The organism is Cloacibacillus sp. (assembly GCA_036655895.1).
In the GTDB taxonomy this organism is placed as follows: Bacteria; Synergistota; Synergistia; order Synergistales; family Synergistaceae; genus JAVVPF01.
In genome coordinates, this window is record JAVVPF010000035.1 from 1 (window position 1) to 16,630 (window position 16,630).

The following is a 16,630-nucleotide window of genomic DNA, read 5'->3' on the forward strand; positions in this document are numbered from 1 at the left end:
TTGACCGCCATGACGTCCCCCGCCTTCTATTTGATGCCGTAGAGCAGAGCGTTTACGATGGTCGAGGCGACTGGCGAGCCGCCCTTGCGTCCCATCGCCGCTATGTATGGAACGTTTGTTTTGATGAGGCGTTCCTTTGATTCGACGACGTTGACGAAGCCTACCGGCACGCCGATGACGAGCGCCGGCGCGCATTCTCCGCTGTCGATCAGTTCGCAGAGGCGTATGAGCGCGGTGGGCGCGTTGCCTATTGCAAATATTGCGCCCGGCGTGGCGCGCGCCGCCTTTTCCATGCTGACGACGGCGCGCGTGACGCCGCGGCGCTCCGCCTCTTCGCGAACGTCGTCCTCCGCCATGCGGCAGACGACGCTTACGCCAAAGCGCGCGCAGGCCGCCTTGTTTATGCCGGCCGCCGCCATGTTCGTGTCCGTCACGATCGCGGCCCCGGCCGCAAGCGCCTCGCGCGCCAGATTCACCGCCTCTTTTGAAAAACGCATAGCCTCTTCAAACTCAAAGTCCGCCGTCGTGTGGATGACTCGCTTTACGACGGGCAGCTCCTCCGGCGCGCCGCACCACGGGCGCATCTCGGAGCCGATTATTTCCATGCTTTTTGCCTCTATCTCGTTTGGCTTCATTTAGAAAGACCTCTTTTTTAGCGAATTTTGTAATACATCTTCTATATAAATAACGGAAGCGCGGCTATGACAAGCGAAAAAAGCGCAAAACCAGCGGTCGTTATAAAATTCCAAAAGAGCAGATCCCTTGCCATCGCCTTGCTGAAAAGGCCGAAATAGTAACCAGCGTTTGAGCGAAAGAGCCTCGTCACTATGCCGAAGCTGTTTCCCAGAAGCAGCGCGAAGACCGCCTGCGCCACGTTCAGGTCGCCCGCCGCGAGGCTGCCGCCGGCAAGCGCAAGCGCCGCTGAGACGTGGGCGATGGAGGCTGCGGCAACTGTGAGCGCGGCAAGGGGCAGGATCGTCCCGGCAAGCAGCCATCCTTTGATGACGCCCTCAGCCCACGGCACGAGCGCGTAGGCTACGCCGAAAAAGAACCATGCGATAGGCAGAGTTTTCAGAAGCTTTAAGTTAAAGCGCACGTTCTTTACTTCGCCCTCAGTCTGCGCCGCGGACTCCTCTTCCGCGGAGCCGCCTTTTTTCAATATAAAAAGTATCGTCATAAAACGCGCGCCGCTGCGCACCAGCAAAACGGCGGCGAATATCGCGCCGGCAACCCCCGCCATCGAGGCGGACATTACCATCGTCGAGGGCCATCTGCGCAGGTAGGCGGGGAAGGAGAGCAGCAGCGTGCCCCACTTCGCCTGCGTATGTGATATTTTCCCGTTGTCGAGCGCTGAGGCTATGTAGGCCGCGCCCGCCTTCGCGGAGCCGAAGCTCAGCGTAAGCGCCATACCCAAGTCGGAGCCGATGCCAGCCTTTCGCAGGTGCGGCACGAGGCGGCGCATCAGCTTGTCCGCAAGCCCCGAACGCAGCACCAGCCAGCCAACGAAGAGGCCGAAGAGTATGTCGAAGGTGAGCCGCAGCTCGCCGCCAAGAAGCCCGCGCCAGTCCATTTAACGCCGCAGCAGCAGTATCGAGAGGTATTCTTCGGCCGGAGCGAGGGCCGCCTCTCCCTGGTATATTTTTTCGTCCGCAAGGCCCGCGCGGTCTATCCTCGTCACGCGGCGCCACGGGCCCGTCTCCTCTACTATCGAGCGCAGCTCGTCCTTCAGGATGCAGGGCTTGTAGAGCGCGGCGCTGTCGGCGCGCGCAAGTGCGGAGACGATGCTCTTTCGGCTGTCTAGCCCCGGAATGACGGAAAAGATCTCTTCGCCCATCGCAAGAAAATCCCCAGTGCGCGAGGCGGCGAGCTGGTGCGCCGAGATGCCCGGCACGAGCGCCAGCTCAAGCTCCGGTACAAGTTTCTTCCACGCGTCGAACAGATATGAGCCAGTTGCGTAGAGCGCCGAGTCCCCTATTACCGGAAGCGCTACGTTGTGCGCCCCCTCCCATTCGGGGCGCAGCCGTTCCAGCTCCGCAAGCAGAAATTTTTCGCGCTCCACGGCGTCCGTAAGCATCGGAAAGGTTATCGAGGTCGTTTTTAGATCGGGCAGCGAGGCGCGCACTATCTGCTCCGCTACAGAGAATTTTCCGCGCGGCGAATAGGGCGCGAGCACCGCGTCCGCCTCTTTTATTATTCTAAGCGCCTTCAGCGTAAGCAGTTCTGGGTCTCCCGGGCCTACTCCGACAACTGTAAATTTCAAATGGCTCACTCTCCGTAAAATAATTTTATAAGATGTTTGCCGCCGGCTTCAAGCCCGAGCAGCGACGGGCGGCTCAGCTCTCCCTCCGGCAGCGCCGCCGTTTTTACGCCCTTCAGCGCGGAAAACCACGGGCGCGCGCGAAGGCTTTTCAGGTCGGCTCCGTTCATCGCCCCCTGCTGGACTATGTAAAAGTCTATTGAGCCGGAGGCGGCGCTTTTGAGTATCCGCTCCAGCCCCCACGGCGCTATGGCGCTGCCTTCGCGTATCGGCTTTGCCGCGCGCGCCGCGTTCACGCCGCCCGCCAGTTCTATCAGCTTCGCCGCCCATGAGTCTGGCGAACAGGTGTGAAGCTCTTTCTCGGTCGCCTCGATGAAGACGGCCGGTTTTTTCCCTTTTGAGTATTTAGCGGCGTTCTTCGCTATCGCGCCGCGCGCCGCGTTGAGCTTCGCCTCGGCCTTTGCCGGGTCTGCGCCGATAAGTTTCGCGAGTTCCCGCAAATATCCGCCGAAGTCGTCCCACTCTGGAGGCTCAAGCGCCGCCACTTTAACGCCGGCGCGTTCAAGTACGCCGCGAAGCTGCGGATTCTGACGCTCCGCAAGCCCGCGCGTCAGCACGAGGTCGGGTTTCAGCGCCAGCAGCTCTTCCGCGCCGCTCTTGCCCGAAAATCGCGGCAGTTGAGGAAGCGTCTCCTCGTCGTCGTTCCGCGATACGCCTATCAGTTTTGCCGCACCGCCCAATGCTATTATGTTGTCCGTGTGCCCCGGGTAGAGCGATATTATGCGCGACGCCGCATAGGCCGCCCCGGCTGCCGCGAATGTCTGCGCCGCGCAGACGAAAAGCGCGCATATAAATATTTTGCTTATTCTGGATGCCATGCCGTTGAACCGTCCTTTGATATAAAACGGCAGAAGGGAATGCCGTAAAGTCTTTCTAAAACATCTTCGTCCATCTCCGATATCGGGCCGCGCGCTGTGATGCGCCCCTCCTTCAGAGCTATGAAATCGTCGCACCAGGCGACTGCGCTGTTTAAGTCGTGCACGGCGGCTATGACGCTTTTTCCTTCGCGCGAGATGCGCCGAAGCAGGGAAAAAAGATGCCGCGTGTGGTTTGGGTCGAGTGCCGACGTGGGCTCGTCTAGCAGAAAAAGTTTCGGCCTCTGCGCAAGTGTCATCGCAAAAAGCACGCGCTGGCGTTCGCCGCCAGAAAGCTCCGCTGCGCGCCGGAAGAGAAGATCCTCCACCTCCGCCATGCGCGCGCTTTCGATTATTATTTTATCGTCTTCCGCCGTCATTGGTTCAAGCGCGCCGTGAAAGGGCAGCCGTCCCAGCGAAATGACCTCGTAGACCGAAAAGGCCGCGCGCACCGAGATGCTCTGCGGCAGAAAGCCGACCGTCCTGCCGAAATCGCGGCGCGCTATCTCGCGCACGGGACGCCCGTCAAAGAACAGCTCTCCGGTTGTCTGAGAAAGTCCGCAGAAGGCGCGAAGCAGCGTGCTCTTGCCGCCGCCGTTAGGCCCTATGAGCGCCGTAATGCGCCCCGCCTCTATGCTGCCGCTTATCTCCTGAATGACGCGGCTGTCGCCGTAGCCGCAGCTCAACCCGTCAAAACGAAAGAGGCTCATCGCGCGCCGCGCCTTCTTGACGTCAGTATCCAACAGAAGAACGGCCCGCCTATGAGCGCCGTTATGACGCCTACTGGAAGCTCACCCATCTGCTGCGCCGCGCCGTCCGCCACTGAGAGCAGGAGCGCGCCGCCCAAAAAGCTTAGCACAAGCAGCGGCCTCGTGGCCGGCCCTATGACGCTTCGCATAAGATGCGGCACGACGAGGCCGACGAAGCCTATTATGCCGAAGAAACTGACTGCGACCGCCGTTGAAAGCGAGGCGAGCGTCAGCATCACAAGGCGCAGCCTGCGTTCGTTGATGCCAAGAAGCTCTCCCTGGCCTTCGCCCATCGAAACGGCGTCGATGTGCCGCGCCCAGACGAAGGCGGGGACGAAGAGCAGCGCCGCCGCCGCCCACGCGGACCAGGCCGCCGCGGGAGAGGCGCCCGATAGGCTGCCCATAAGCCAGAGGACGATGGCGCTGAGCCTGTCGTCCGCTATCGCCTTTAAAAAGGTGACGCCTGCGGAGAGCACCGCGTTTGTTATTATGCCGGCAAGCACGATGTAGGCCGCGCCGCCTCCGCTTCGCATCGCTATCATGCTCACCATCCAAAGCGCGGCGAGCGCCCCAGCGAAGGCCATCGGCGTCACTGCGCCCGCGCCGAAGAAAAAGCCAAGGGCGCCGCCGAAGGCAGCGCCTGCCGCAATACCGAGCGTGTACGGCTCGGCCAGCGGATTTGCTAGAAGCCCCTGCAAAACTACGCCGGAAACGGCAAGCAGACCGCCCGCCGCCGCCGCCGCGAGAAACCGCGGCAGGCGCACAGCGCGCACGACAAGCGCTTCGGGCGAGGCGCGGGAGGCCTCGTCAAGAAACGGAGAAAGAAGCGCCGCGACGCGGGCGGCCGGTATCTCCCATTCGCCCGCGCCGATCCTCCACAACGCGGCGGCGGCAAGCAGCGCAAGCAAGAGCAGCGCGAGCCTGATGCGCTCACGGCTTACTTCGCTCTTGTACCGCTTTAGCTCCGCCGCGCCGTTCATCCTATTTCATCATCTCTTTGATCTTTGATACGTAGACTTTGGCCATCGTTTCATCTTCGCCCAGGCCCTTCAGGAAGGTCTTTATATCCTTGTAGCCGGCCTTCTTCAAGATGCTTATCCATGATTCGGGGTCGTCCGCGCCGGCAAGGTCGTTGTTGGCGTGGTCGCCCGCCACTATCATGAGCGGCGAAAGCACAAGCGATTTGACATCTTTGCGGTGCTTGAGGTTTGCGAGAACGTCGTCGATCATAGGAGCGGCCTCTACCGTGCCGACGACAAAGCGTCCGGGCGCCTTTTTATTCAGAGAAAGCTGGAGCTGGCTGTACATGGCGTTTGCTATGTGGTGCGGCGTGCCGTGCCCCATAAGCACCACGACGGTTCCCTTCTTTTCGAGGTCCTTCGCGAAACGTTTGATGAGGATGTCGGCCATGAGGTCGCAGTCCTTCACAGAGGCGAGGTATGGTTTGCCGAGCTCTAGAGCGCGGAACTCATATTTGCCCTTCACCTGGCGGAAGCCGTTCACGAGCCCCTCGATGTCGTCATATTCTTCGCCGGGAATGATGTGCATCGGCATCACGTAGACGTGGGTGAAGCCCTCGTCGTTCATCTGAGCGAGCGCCGCAGTCGGCGTCGGGATGTTGAGGTTCTGCTCCTTCGCTATCTTTCTGCGGATGATGTTCGAGGTGTAGGCGAGGCGCACCTCGGTATCAGGGAAGGCCTTTTTCGTTGAATCTACGAGGTTGTCGATAGCCTTCTTCGCGTCCGGCATCGAGGTGCCGAAGGCTACTACGAGGATTCCCTTTTTGTCGGGCTTGTCCTTGGGCGCAGCGGCGAAAGCCGTGCCCGCCATTGCCATTGTCACTAGAAGAAGAGCGATTATAAATGTACGCATCAATATTTCCATCCTTTCAAACTCCAATCCCTATAATCAAATTATGGGGTCCAATAAAAAAAGAACCCGAAAAAACTTCTCTTCGGGTTCCTCCGCGGTTAAATCATAATTGTCGGAACGAAGATATTTGCCCTCGCAAACGAAGCCTCCTTAATCGGCACTAAACGGGTTTCCTGACTTCTCTTCATCCTGTGGCGCGCCTTCCCGGATAATTCCAGTGGCATACGTGCGCTTTCGTCAGAGCTACAGTGGCGGGGCCGCGCCGGCATTTGACCGGCTTCCCTGGTTTGTGCTGCAAATATTCTTTTTTTAGGAGCCTCTGATTCTAATGCCTCATCCGCACCTACGCCGCCGCAGACAACACCCGCCAGTCATAGGCTGGCACATCCAATCAGCGGAAGATAGGCCGGCGATAAAGCCGGATAAACACTGAATCAGCGTTTCCTTGATCATATTAATTATAGCAACCATAAATAATCTGTATAGATACAAACTACGAAAAACCCGTCTTGTTTTACGTTCTGGCTTTTGAAAACAAAAACCCGGGCGCGGCGCGCCACTTACGGCATCTTCCCGCCGCGTCGAAAGAAAGCTCGTACATCCCTCCGTTTGGGATCTGCCACGCGCCGTGCGCTATGCTTTCGTCCGCGAAGCGGTGCAGCAGCGCGCGCATTACATTGCCGTGCATAACGCCCGCCGCGCTTTGTATCCCCTCCGCAAGAACCTTCGCAAGCAGCTCCTCAAAGCCGGCACAGGCGCGCCTCGTGAAGCCGTTGAAGCTTTCGCCGCCGCTGAGCGGCAGCTCCGGTGCGGCAAGCCAGGCGCAATACTTGGGGTCGTCGTCAAGGTTCGTGTAGGGTTCGCCCTCAAGCACGCCGAGCGAACATTCGCAGAGCGAAGGCAGAAGCCGGAGCGCTTGTCTCCCGTAAATTATTTCAAAGGACTGCGTGCAGCGAGCAAGCGGCGATGAGAAATACAGTTCGGCCCGCGGATAACAAAAGCGCTCGCAGAGCTGCCGCTGTTCTCTTTCGCCTTCAGGTGAAAGAGGCACGTCGCGCTGGCCCGTCCATACGTTTGAGGCGTTTGAAAGCGACTTCGCGTGGCGGATGAGAAATATCGAAAGGGCTGCGGACGTGGGCGCTTGTCTCACTGCGACGCCTCCGCGCGAAAGGCGCGAAGAGCCGCCGTCAGAATGTCGTTTTCTTCGGGCGCGCGCGCCGCTATCCTTACGAAACGCCCGTCAAGGCCCGGGAAATTTCTCGTGTGGCGCACAACTACGCCCTTTTTCAGTAAAAAGGCGATCAGCGCCTCGTCGTCTTCCGTCTCCATCAGAAAAAAGTTCGCCGACGTAGGCAGCGTTTGAAAGCCTGCCGCCTCGACCGCCGCGATGAGGCGCGGCATCTCCGCCGCGTAAAAGAGGCGCGTGCGTTCTGCCAGCGTTTCGTCCTTCATATAAAAAAGCGCCGCCTGCTGCGCCAGGTTCGGCACGCTCCAGCTCGGCTGGCGCGCTTTGAGCCTTTCTATAAGCGCGGAGGCCGCGAGAATATATCCGATGCGCGCCCCGCAGAGGCAGTAGGTCTTTGTAAGCGAACGCAGGCGGACGGCGTTTTCCGCCGCAGCGGGGCGGGGTTCCGTCTTGCGCCCCCATACGAAGTCGCGGTAGGCTTCGTCTATTATAAAAAGATTGTCAGGGTGTGATTTTAGAAATGGGTCAAGGCGCCTCTCTTCTATATACGCTCCAGTTGGATTGCACGGGTTGCAGAGCCACACCGCCGCGCCGCGCGGAAGTTCCGTTTCAAAAAGGTCTGAAATATTTTCCGCCTTGTTCCCGAAACCGGCAAGCGCGCGCGCGTATTCGCCGTAAACGGGCTGGCATATCAAGTTTCGCCGGTCCGCCAAAATGGAGGCCAGCAGATATATCCCTTCGTTCGCGCCGCTCGTAGCCAGGATCTCCTCCTCCGCAGCACCCGTCTGCGCGCCGATCTGGCGCCGCAGCTCGCAGCATCCGTCGTCTGGATAATCCTCAAGCGCGGCGTGGATATCCGGCGCAAAGCCTAGGCCGCGCGGCACGGCGTTTGTATTCGTGCTGAAATCAAAGACGCGCTCCGGCATTGCTACGCCGAACTGCTCATAGAGCTTGTCGGGGTTTGCCCCGTGCGCCCGAAATTCCATCACACCAAGGCCCTTTCTATGAAGAAGATAACAGCGGCGCAGATCGCCACGGAATAACTAAGTATCTCATGCGCCTTTATTATGTCGTTCGGCGAAGGCTCGCGGAGGTCGTCGCCCAAAGTCGGGCGCGCCTCCCATTCGCCGCCGTACCATGCGCCGCCGCCCAGCCGTATGCCCAGCAGCCCCGCAAAGACGCTCTCTCCGTGCGCGCTGTTCGGGCTTTTATGGTTCAGCCTGTCGCGCAGAAATATCCGCCATCCGCCGCGCCAGTCAAGCCCGGCCGCGGCTCCGGCCGCAACCGCGACAAGAGCGCCAAGGCGCGCAGGGATGAAATTTAAAAGGTCGTCCAGCTTCGCCGCCGCCCAGCCGAAATCGTGGTAACGTTCGTCGTCGTAGCCTATCATAGAATCCATCGTGCTAGCCGCCTTAAAGAGCCACGCAAAGAGAGCCGCCCCTCCGAAGAACGACCCGACCGTCATCCAAAAAAGTACAGAGACTATGCCGTCGATATAACTTTCCGCGATAGTCTCCACCGCGGCGCGCGTCACACCAGCCTCGTCAAGCCGCGCCGTGTCGCGTCCCACGATGCGTCCCACCAAAAGGCGCGCCTGCGCTATGTCGCCCGACGCAAGCGCCCGCGCCACAGGCATTGATTCGTCCTTCAGCGACTTAAAGGCAAGCGCCGACCAGAGCAGATAGATATTTACAAAAGCTTTCGCCCATTCTCCGACGATCCCCGCAAGCGCAAGAGCCGCCGCGACGATGGCCGCCGTCGTGGCAAGCACCGCCGCGCAGAGCAGCACGCCGCGTTTTTTTGCCTCCTCCGGCTCATAGAGCCTCTTTTCATAAAAAGAGATGAGCCGCCCGATGAACGCCACCGGGTGCGGCAGAGATTTAGGGTCGCCCAACGCCATATCCAGCAGCAACGCGATTATAATATGCAAAACGATACCTCCAGTGACAGCTTCTAATCAAACGCGTCCGCGCGGGACGGACGCACAAATCATTTTACATACTACAGCAAATATTAAAAGACCGGTGTAAAAAAACTGCAAAAAGGGCGTGCTCTTTGCCCAAAAAAGTGCTATAGTTTCGCCTATTATGATCATAGACTTTCACACTCACGTTTTCCCCCATAAAATAGCGCTCGGCGCGATGACCCACCTCGCCAACGCAAACGGCGTGCCCTACGTGGCGCCCGCAATCGTAGAATCGCTTATTGAGGCTATGGACAGATGCGCCATAGACAAAAGCGTCGTCTTGAACGTCGCCACGAAGGAAAACCAGCACGAAAACATCCTGCGTTTCGCCAAAGAGACTGACTCCGACCGGCTCATCGCCTTCGGCTCCGTCGTGCCTGATTCGGTCCACGCGCTCGAATACGTTTGGAAAATCTCAGACGAGGGGCTAAAGGGCATAAAGCTCCACCCGGGGTTGCTGCGCGTAGACGCCGACGATAAAAATATCTTTCCCGTATACGACCTTGCCCGCGCGCTTAACCTCATAGTCGTCTTCCACGCAGGATACGACTTCACCTATCCGGATGAAATGCGCGCCTCGCCGAAGATGATACTGAACGTACTCGACAACTTCCCGGGGCTGCGCATAGTAGCCGCGCACATGGGCGGCCTTCGCATGGCGACCGAGGCGCTTGAAACGCTGGCCGGCAAAGCCGACCTCTACCTTGACACGGCCTTTACCGCCGACCCGTGGCTTGACCGTGCTACCATGCTCAAAATGATCCAACTCCACGGCGCCGAAAAAATACTCTTCGGCAGCGACTTCCCCTGGCACGACCCCTCCTCCGAACTGGAACTGATCCGCAACCTCGCCCTGACCGAAGAAGAAAAACGCCTGATCCTGGGCGAAAACGCAAAAAGACTGCTCGCGCTGTAACCGCGCCGGCTGATGGAAGCGGCAGCTATTCGGAAATTCCGAATACTTCAAAGTTACGGCGGCAGAAAGGCGTCTCGTGCCGTCAAGCATTATACGATATCGGCGGAGTATAGATTTCGAGTGTATTAAAAATGAAGGTCTATGCTGATGAAGGGATACGTCGATTATATTTTTTATAAAAATAAGAGATAAGATAAACGCCTATGTAATATTAAAAAAGCGCCGGCGCCTTCTTTTGATCGAAAGGCGGCGGCGCTTGTCGATTTTTATGTATGCCGCCCATAGCAAGAAAAAACTTATTCGAGAGTAAGAAATCCCTCTCTTATGGCATATCGGGTAAGCTCCGCCATGCTTTCGCAGTCTAATTTATCCATTATCCTGCGGCGGTGCGTGTCGACGGTATTCTTGCTTATGGCAAGCGTGTCCGCTATCTGCTTTCCGTTTCGCCCTTTGACCAGAAGCTGCAGCACCTCCATCTCGCGCTCGGACAGCGGATTTACAGGATTGGCTTCTTCGTTATTGAGTAAGCGCAGATAATCCTCAACGAGCACGGTGCATGCCTTTGGAGAGAGATATATGGCGCCGTCGTGGACCATGTTTATGGCTTCAATTACAATGTTGGGAGAGCTTTCTTTTAAAAGATAACCACGCGCTCCCGCTTTTAGCGCCTCCGCGATATAACGCCTATCGTTGTGCATTGAAAGTATAATTATTGATGTATCGATGTTTTCTTCTTTTATCTTTTCTGTGGCCTGGATCCCATTCATTATGGGCATCGTGACATCCATAAGCACCACATGCGGGGTAAGTTTTTTTATCATCTCTACAGCTTCGACTCCGTCAGAGACCGACCCCACAAGTTCAATATCGTCGTGGGTGCTGAGAAGACTTTTTAAACCTTCGCGAAACAAGACGTGATCGTCAGCAAGTAATATTCTAGTTTTCATGGGCGAACTCTCCGTCTTCCAATGATTTGTCAATGAGATTCCTTGGCGCCAACAATGATATAGTGGTCCCTTTGGTATTGGAGATTATTTGCATATTGCCTCGAATATGGATCAACCGTTCTTGAATACTGAACAATCCTATCCCAGTCCCATGCTTTCTCTCCATATGAAATTTTTCGGGCATACCTTCGCCGTTATCTTCTATTACTACTTGAATAACGTTGGGCCCGCGGTTTACCCCGATTTCCACTTTTGTAGCTTTGGAATGTTTGATGACATTGATGATAAGCTCCCTAGCCATCCTGTATAATATCACGCAAACGGCATCGTCCGCCGGAAAATTTTTCTGAAGGCCTCGGGTCGTCACCGTCCATTTTATTCCCCTTGGGGTGAGCAGGTGGTCTGCCAGTGCTTCAATGGCCGGAGCTAGTCCAACTTCCAGCAATATTGGCGGGCTCAATTCAAATATAAGCTGTCGGCTTTCTGTTATCATCCGTTCTGTTTCTTTTATGGATTCGCAAAGTAATGTACGCGAAGGAGCTGAAAGCGTTGATTCTAGTTCTAAATTGCGCAAATTAAACAGAAGCGAAATCAGAGAATGCCCGAGGCTGTCGTGTAAATCTGAAGCTATTTCACGCCTTGTCTCCTCTTCACTGAGCGTCAGCTTGGTGACGAGCTCCCGTAACATCGTGCGGTATCGCAGTAGTTTTTTTTCTTTTTTTATCAAGGTGTTTTGCGCTTGTTTCCATTCGGTGCGATCTAGAAAAATCGTCGCCGCCATATCGTCGGTAAGCGGAAAGGCGATGGCCTCCAAATATTTGTCGGTGTACACGCTCTCGCTCTCGCAATGCATTACCCGTTTTTCTCGGATACAGTCCTCTATTATTTTGCTCCAGCATTGCTCTACGTCTGGCCAAGCTTCGGCAAACGATTTTCCGATCATTTCTTCTCGTTTAACATTATTAACTTTTTCGTATGCTGGGTTAACGTCAAGATAGCGGATCTCGCTGGAGGTAAGATTTTCAGCTGACATATCAACACTGTATAAAGCTATTGGGTTGAATGTTTTTTCAAAAAAAACTTTATATGACAGTTTTTTTTCCACCTTATATCACGCCCCTTTCTATAGTATTTTCCCTTTATATTATTATTTATGCAAGCTGTATAAATTGGAGGCATAGTAAGGTTTGCCGTGAGTCGTTCGGTCATTGATTTTACTAGCGTCGTGTAGTGAATATACCATAGAAGGCATCATATCTGGAGCCCTTGTTGTTTAGGCGGCGGTGTTGTGTGGATTTTCTAGCTTCTTGATGTGTTTACTAATAACTCAGAGCGGGCTGTGTGAGAAGCCCTAGTAAAAAAGATTAACAACTTTTCATTTTTTTCGTTATAGATTATGAATTCCATGTTAGTGTAACCTATTCGCGTTAGTTTTAGACTCTTTGTTCCAAAGAAGAGCAGAGGCTAATCTGTTATTATTTTACCTCCTGGAGATCCATATCCCAGGAAAAATAATTAAGGAGGCAGTTATATGTCAGGAACTAAAAGAAACTTTATGGAACGCTTCATAGGTGGAGTAGAAAGAATAGGTAACAAACTACCTCATCCTTTCTGGATATTTACTTTTTTGATTCTCTTTGTTGTAGCATTGTCTGCGGTTCTGGCAACCGCTGATTTCTCAGTAACATACCTTGCCGCTTCGAAAGATCCGTCTGTCGCGCCGGCCATGAAGACGGTAGTTGTAAAAAGTCTATTAAGTTTGGAGACTCTCAATAAATATTTTGGTAGTTTTGCCGGAATATACGGCGGTTTCTATCCCATTGGTATTGTTCTCATCATGATGATGGCTATAGGGTTGGCTGAAAAATCAGGCTTCCTTACGGCAATGATGAGGAAAATGATTCTTGGCGCACCGGTGCAGTGGATCGTCGCGATCATTGCGTTTGTTGGTATCAACTCCAACCTGGCTTCGGACGCAGGCGTGGTTTTTACGCCATTAGTCGCTGCCGCTATGCTCAAATCAATTGGCATGAATCCTTGGGTTGGAATTATAGCAGGCTACGCCGCTGCTAACGGAGGATATACTGCTAACTTCTTTATCGCAGGAACTGACGCCCTTCTGGCCGGCATCACCGAATCTATCTGTATAGGAAACAATATCAGCTATCCGATATCCCCGCTGATGAACTGGTATTTCCTTATAGCAGGCACCGTGGTACTAACTACATGTACCGTGATAGTATCCAAATATTTTCTTATACCCTACCTCGGAGGTTCGGCTACAGATACAGACACAAGCGAATTGTTGCAGCACCAGCTGACGGAAGATGAAAAAAGCGGGCTGCGTGCGGCTGGAATAGGAGCTTTGATTTTTATCTTAGCGCTTGTTGCGATGGCGCTGCCGTCGACCTCGTTCCTTAGAAACGCTGACGGCGGTTTTGTTCCAAGATCTCCATTGCTCAGCAATGTTGTCGCGCTTCTTTTCTTTTTCTTCTGCACCATTGGTATTTCGTTTGGCTACGCAGCTAAGACCATAAAATCCATTAACGACATTCCGGGAATGATGCAGGACGCCCTAAAGGGTATTTTAAGTTTTCTTGTTGTTGCGCTCCCTGCGGCATTCTTCATAGAACTTTTCAATGAAAGCCAGCTTCCGACGGTACTCGCGGTCAAGGGCGCCGAATTGTTAAAAGCGGCTGATATTACCGGGATTCCGTTGTTCCTCCTGTTCATTCTAATATGTACGGTAGTAAATATTTTCATAACGTCAGGGACGGCAAAGTGGCTCATCCTTGGCCCTGTATTCGTCCCCATGCTTGCGATGGTTAATATTTCCCCGGCAATGACCCAGCTTATCTACCGAATTGGCGACACCTGCACCAATATAATTTCGCCTATAGATTATTACGTCCCTGTAATACTTGGAATGCTGGAAGCGTATCGTCCCAAAGAGGATCAAAAGGTTGGCGTCGGCACGTTGATATCCCTTTGCATCCCTTTTAGTATCGCCTATATGATCGGGTTCATCATTCTCCTTGTCATTTGGTACGTATTAAATCTTCCGTTAGGACCGGGCGCTGGAATATATATGTAAACAGGCACTTTTGCAGTGTATGAAGGGAATAAGGACATGAGATTAGAAATTGGAAAGTTTAATGTAAAAGATATTGTTTTTGACCACCGGACGTCATTCAGTGACGGACAACTCAGCATAAACAAAGAAGAGGCTCTGGCTGTCATTCTCAAAGATACGCATATTACCTACGCCGACCTTAAAATTGTACATCCCGGCGATATGGTAAGGTTGGTTCCCGTCAAGGATTCCGTGGAGTTTCGCTGCAAAGTCGACGGCGGTGAAGGCGCATACCCGGGGGTGACTTCACCCCTGGGACAGGCTGGAAAAGGTAAAACGCATGTACTGAGCGGAACCTCTTTGATTGCAGTAGGCAGACATTGGGGAGGCTTTCAAGACGGCCTTATCGACATGGGAGGTCAATATCAGCACTACACGATATGGGGCGACATGGTCAATCTCGTCATGATAGCCGATACCGATGAAATAGAGGAACAGCGCGAACAGCAGAAAAAAAACCATGCTATACGTTGGGCGGCGCTAAGGCTTGCCGAATATATCGCGCAGTCGGTAAGAGATCTGACCCCAGAGGAAGTTGATGTCTACGAGTTGCCTCCTGTGACGGATCGCAGCGAAGATATTAAAAATTTACCTGGCGTGGTCTATATACTCCAATGTCAGACGCAGATGGAAGCGCAAGGTTACAATACGCTCGTTTATGGATGGGATGGCAATCGAATGCTGCCCACGTACCTGCATCCAAACGAGATCTTAGACGGAGCAATGGTGTCGGGCAGCTTTATGCCCAGTTCGTCAAAAATATCCACCTACGAGTATTCCACTTCGCCCACTATTAAAGCGCTGTATAACGCTCATGGCAAAACGATTAACTTTTTGGGTGTGATCCTTTCCACGCTTAATCCTAAAATGGAAGAAAAAGAACGTTGCGTAATGATGGCGGCGAAGCTGGCTCTTTCAATTGGCGCAACCGGAGCTATCGTTGCGGAAGAGGGATACGGAAATCCAGATGTTGATTATACTGCCATGCTGGTAGAGCTGGAGCGTTTTGGGATAAAGACGGTGGGATTATCCGATGAAGCAACGGGACGCGATGGCGCATCTCAGCCGTTGGTATCCATGAACCCTGCCACAACCGCACTGGTTACAACGGGCAATGTTTCTGAATTCTATAGACTGGCTCCTATGGAAGTGATAGGAGAACTGGACGCTCTTGCCCGCGACGGCAACTCAGGCGGCTGGGAAGGTTGTATTGATGCAGACGGCGGCTGTGTTATTGAAAATAACGGTATGTTCTGCGCCAATCATATAAGTGGTTATTCAAAGAGAAGTTGTACAGACTTCTAAAACACGGAGGTGATGAAATTGAAAGCTATACATTACATTAACCAGTTTTTTGGACAGCTCGGAGGAGAAGATGCAGCCGACAGTCAACCGCTGCTGCATGAAAAAATAGTAGGCTGCTCGAATATTCTCAATTCATTAATGCCGCATGTCACAATAGAGAAAACGATTGTGTGTGGAGATAACTATATAACGAATCACACAGATGAGGCGCTGGAAAAGATTTTTAAATGGCTTGATGCGGAAGAATTTGATATATTTTTTGCAGGGCCGGCATTTCTAGCTGGGCGCTACGGCATTGGCTGCGGTTTGATTTGCAAGGCGGTGGCGGAGCGTTATCACGTACCGGTGATAACATCGATGCACGAAGAGAACCCCGGCATAGAGCAGTATAAATCCTTCTGTTACATATTTAAAGGCGGCAGAAAAGCAACCTTTATGAAAGAGGATATCAGCATGATGGCCGCATTTGCAGAAAAAATAGCTGTAGGAGCGGAATTGTTGCCGGCCAAGGAAGAAGGGTATTTTCCGCGAGGCATACGTCGAGAAATAATGGCAAAAGACGGAAAGTTAGCCTGCGACCGAGCGCTGGAGATGCTGTTGAAAAAATTGGGTGGAGAAAATTTTGACACTGAGCTCCAGATTCCATCAATAGATAAAATACCGCCCGCAGCCCCCATTAGAGATCTTAAAGACGCTAAGATTGCTCTTGTTTCCTCAAGCGGAGTCGTGCCGGCAAGCAATCCCGATCATATCCAAAGCGCGTCCGCCCAAAAATGGGGCAAATATAATATTGCAGGTATGGACTCTCTGCCAGGTGGAGAGTATAAAACAATACATGCTGGTTTTGATCCTGCCGCAATATGCAAAGTCCCAGATCGCGGTGTACCTCTTGATGCAATGCGAGCGTATGAAAAACAGGGCAAATTCGCTAAATTGCATGATTATTACTATGTAACGGTGGGCACCGGAACTACCCAGAATTATGCGGCGAAGTTCGGGAAAGAGATAGCGCTAGAACTCAAAGAGGCAAATGTTGACGCTGTTGTTCTTACCGCCACCTGAGGAACCTGTACTCGTTGCGGAGCAACGATGGCGAAGGAAATTGAGCGCGCTGGGATTCCTGTTGTAGTGATGTGTAACCTGATAGATGTCGCCAAAACGGTAGGTTCTAATCGAATCGTCCCGACCGTGTCAGTGCCTTATCCGCTCGGCGACCCAATGTTGTCGAAAGAAGCAGAATGGGCGTTGCGATACCATCGCGTGGGGGTTGCATTAGATTCTCTTGCGACGGACATCAAAGAAGCTGTCGTATTTAAAGTAGAGATTTAAGAATAAAAACAATAACGCCGACGGCTGCTAATACGCAACTCACCCCAATGCACGCA

Annotated in this window: 16 protein-coding genes and 1 riboswitch; of the genes, 4 read left to right on the forward strand and 12 right to left on the reverse strand. The window is 53.6% G+C overall.

Annotated elements, in window-relative coordinates:
* Positions 1–26 precede the first annotated feature (26 nt).
* From RRY12_10610 to cbiB, 10 genes are all read right to left on the reverse strand, one after another.
* Positions 27–635 (reverse strand): precorrin-8X methylmutase, encoded by a 609-nt coding sequence (locus RRY12_10610; protein MEG2185120.1) that lies wholly within the window; start codon positions 633–635, stop codon positions 27–29.
* A 41-nt stretch (positions 636–676) separates the two neighbouring features.
* Positions 677–1,570 carry a hypothetical protein gene (locus tag RRY12_10615; GenBank protein MEG2185121.1) on the reverse strand — a complete coding sequence of 298 codons (894 nt, stop codon included), beginning with the start codon at positions 1,568–1,570 and terminating at the stop codon, positions 677–679.
* The gene (locus RRY12_10620; protein ID MEG2185122.1) at positions 1,571–2,269 is read right to left on the reverse strand and encodes a precorrin-2 C(20)-methyltransferase; all 699 of its coding nucleotides are present in this window, start codon (positions 2,267–2,269) and stop codon (positions 1,571–1,573) included.
* A complete protein-coding gene (locus RRY12_10625) occupies positions 2,266–3,135 on the reverse strand; it encodes an ABC transporter substrate-binding protein (protein MEG2185123.1) in 870 nt (289 codons plus the stop codon). Before RRY12_10625 ends, RRY12_10620 begins: the two co-directional genes overlap by 4 nt.
* Entirely contained in the window at positions 3,120–3,914 is a 795-nt protein-coding gene (locus RRY12_10630) for an ABC transporter ATP-binding protein (protein ID MEG2185124.1), read from the reverse strand. The genes RRY12_10625 and RRY12_10630 overlap by 16 nt, the downstream gene beginning before the upstream one ends.
* A complete protein-coding gene (locus RRY12_10635; protein ID MEG2185125.1) occupies positions 3,878–4,900 on the reverse strand; it encodes an iron ABC transporter permease in 1,023 nt (340 codons plus the stop codon). The genes RRY12_10630 and RRY12_10635 overlap by 37 nt, the downstream gene beginning before the upstream one ends.
* 1 nt (position 4,901) lies before the next feature.
* On the reverse strand, positions 4,902–5,792 hold the full coding sequence (locus RRY12_10640) for a sirohydrochlorin cobaltochelatase (GenBank protein ID MEG2185126.1): 891 nt from the start codon (positions 5,790–5,792) through the stop codon (positions 4,902–4,904).
* A 144-nt stretch (positions 5,793–5,936) separates the two neighbouring features.
* A riboswitch (cobalamin riboswitch) is annotated at positions 5,937–6,131 on the reverse strand.
* Between the two features lie 175 nt (positions 6,132–6,306).
* On the reverse strand, positions 6,307–6,942 hold the full coding sequence (locus tag RRY12_10645; protein ID MEG2185127.1) for a histidine phosphatase family protein: 636 nt from the start codon (positions 6,940–6,942) through the stop codon (positions 6,307–6,309).
* A complete protein-coding gene (locus tag RRY12_10650; protein MEG2185128.1) occupies positions 6,939–7,964 on the reverse strand; it encodes an aminotransferase class I/II-fold pyridoxal phosphate-dependent enzyme in 1,026 nt (341 codons plus the stop codon). Before RRY12_10650 ends, RRY12_10645 begins: the two co-directional genes overlap by 4 nt.
* Positions 7,964–8,908 (reverse strand): adenosylcobinamide-phosphate synthase CbiB, encoded by a 945-nt coding sequence (cbiB, locus tag RRY12_10655; protein ID MEG2185129.1) that lies wholly within the window; start codon positions 8,906–8,908, stop codon positions 7,964–7,966. Before cbiB ends, RRY12_10650 begins: the two co-directional genes overlap by 1 nt.
* A 157-nt stretch (positions 8,909–9,065) precedes the next feature.
* Here cbiB and RRY12_10660 point away from each other — a divergent pair, with 157 nt between their 5' ends.
* The gene (locus tag RRY12_10660; protein ID MEG2185130.1) at positions 9,066–9,860 is read left to right on the forward strand and encodes an amidohydrolase family protein; all 795 of its coding nucleotides are present in this window, start codon (positions 9,066–9,068) and stop codon (positions 9,858–9,860) included.
* Between the two features lie 296 nt (positions 9,861–10,156).
* Here the strand turns inward: RRY12_10660 and RRY12_10665 are convergent, their stop codons facing one another.
* Together RRY12_10665 and RRY12_10670 are read right to left on the reverse strand one after the other, a co-directional pair.
* Entirely contained in the window at positions 10,157–10,807 is a 651-nt protein-coding gene (locus RRY12_10665; GenBank protein MEG2185131.1) for a response regulator transcription factor, read from the reverse strand.
* Positions 10,797–11,912 (reverse strand): ATP-binding protein, encoded by a 1,116-nt coding sequence (locus tag RRY12_10670; protein MEG2185132.1) that lies wholly within the window; start codon positions 11,910–11,912, stop codon positions 10,797–10,799. The genes RRY12_10665 and RRY12_10670 overlap by 11 nt, the downstream gene beginning before the upstream one ends.
* A gap of 426 nt (positions 11,913–12,338) precedes the next feature.
* Between RRY12_10670 and RRY12_10675 the strand changes: the two genes are divergently transcribed.
* The 3 genes from RRY12_10675 to RRY12_10685 are packed head-to-tail and all read left to right on the forward strand — an operon-like array spanning position 12,339 to position 16,574.
* Positions 12,339–13,901: an AbgT family transporter gene (locus tag RRY12_10675; protein ID MEG2185133.1), complete on the forward strand. Its 1,563-nt coding sequence runs from the start codon at positions 12,339–12,341 to the stop codon at positions 13,899–13,901.
* Between the two features lie 36 nt (positions 13,902–13,937).
* On the forward strand, positions 13,938–15,245 hold the full coding sequence (locus RRY12_10680) for a glycine/sarcosine/betaine reductase component B subunit (protein ID MEG2185134.1): 1,308 nt from the start codon (positions 13,938–13,940) through the stop codon (positions 15,243–15,245).
* A gap of 12 nt (positions 15,246–15,257) precedes the next feature.
* Complete coding sequence (locus tag RRY12_10685) at positions 15,258–16,574, forward strand: glycine/betaine/sarcosine/D-proline family reductase selenoprotein B (protein ID MEG2185135.1); 1,317 nt, start codon at positions 15,258–15,260, stop codon at positions 16,572–16,574.
* Positions 16,575–16,630: the final 56 nt, after the last annotated feature.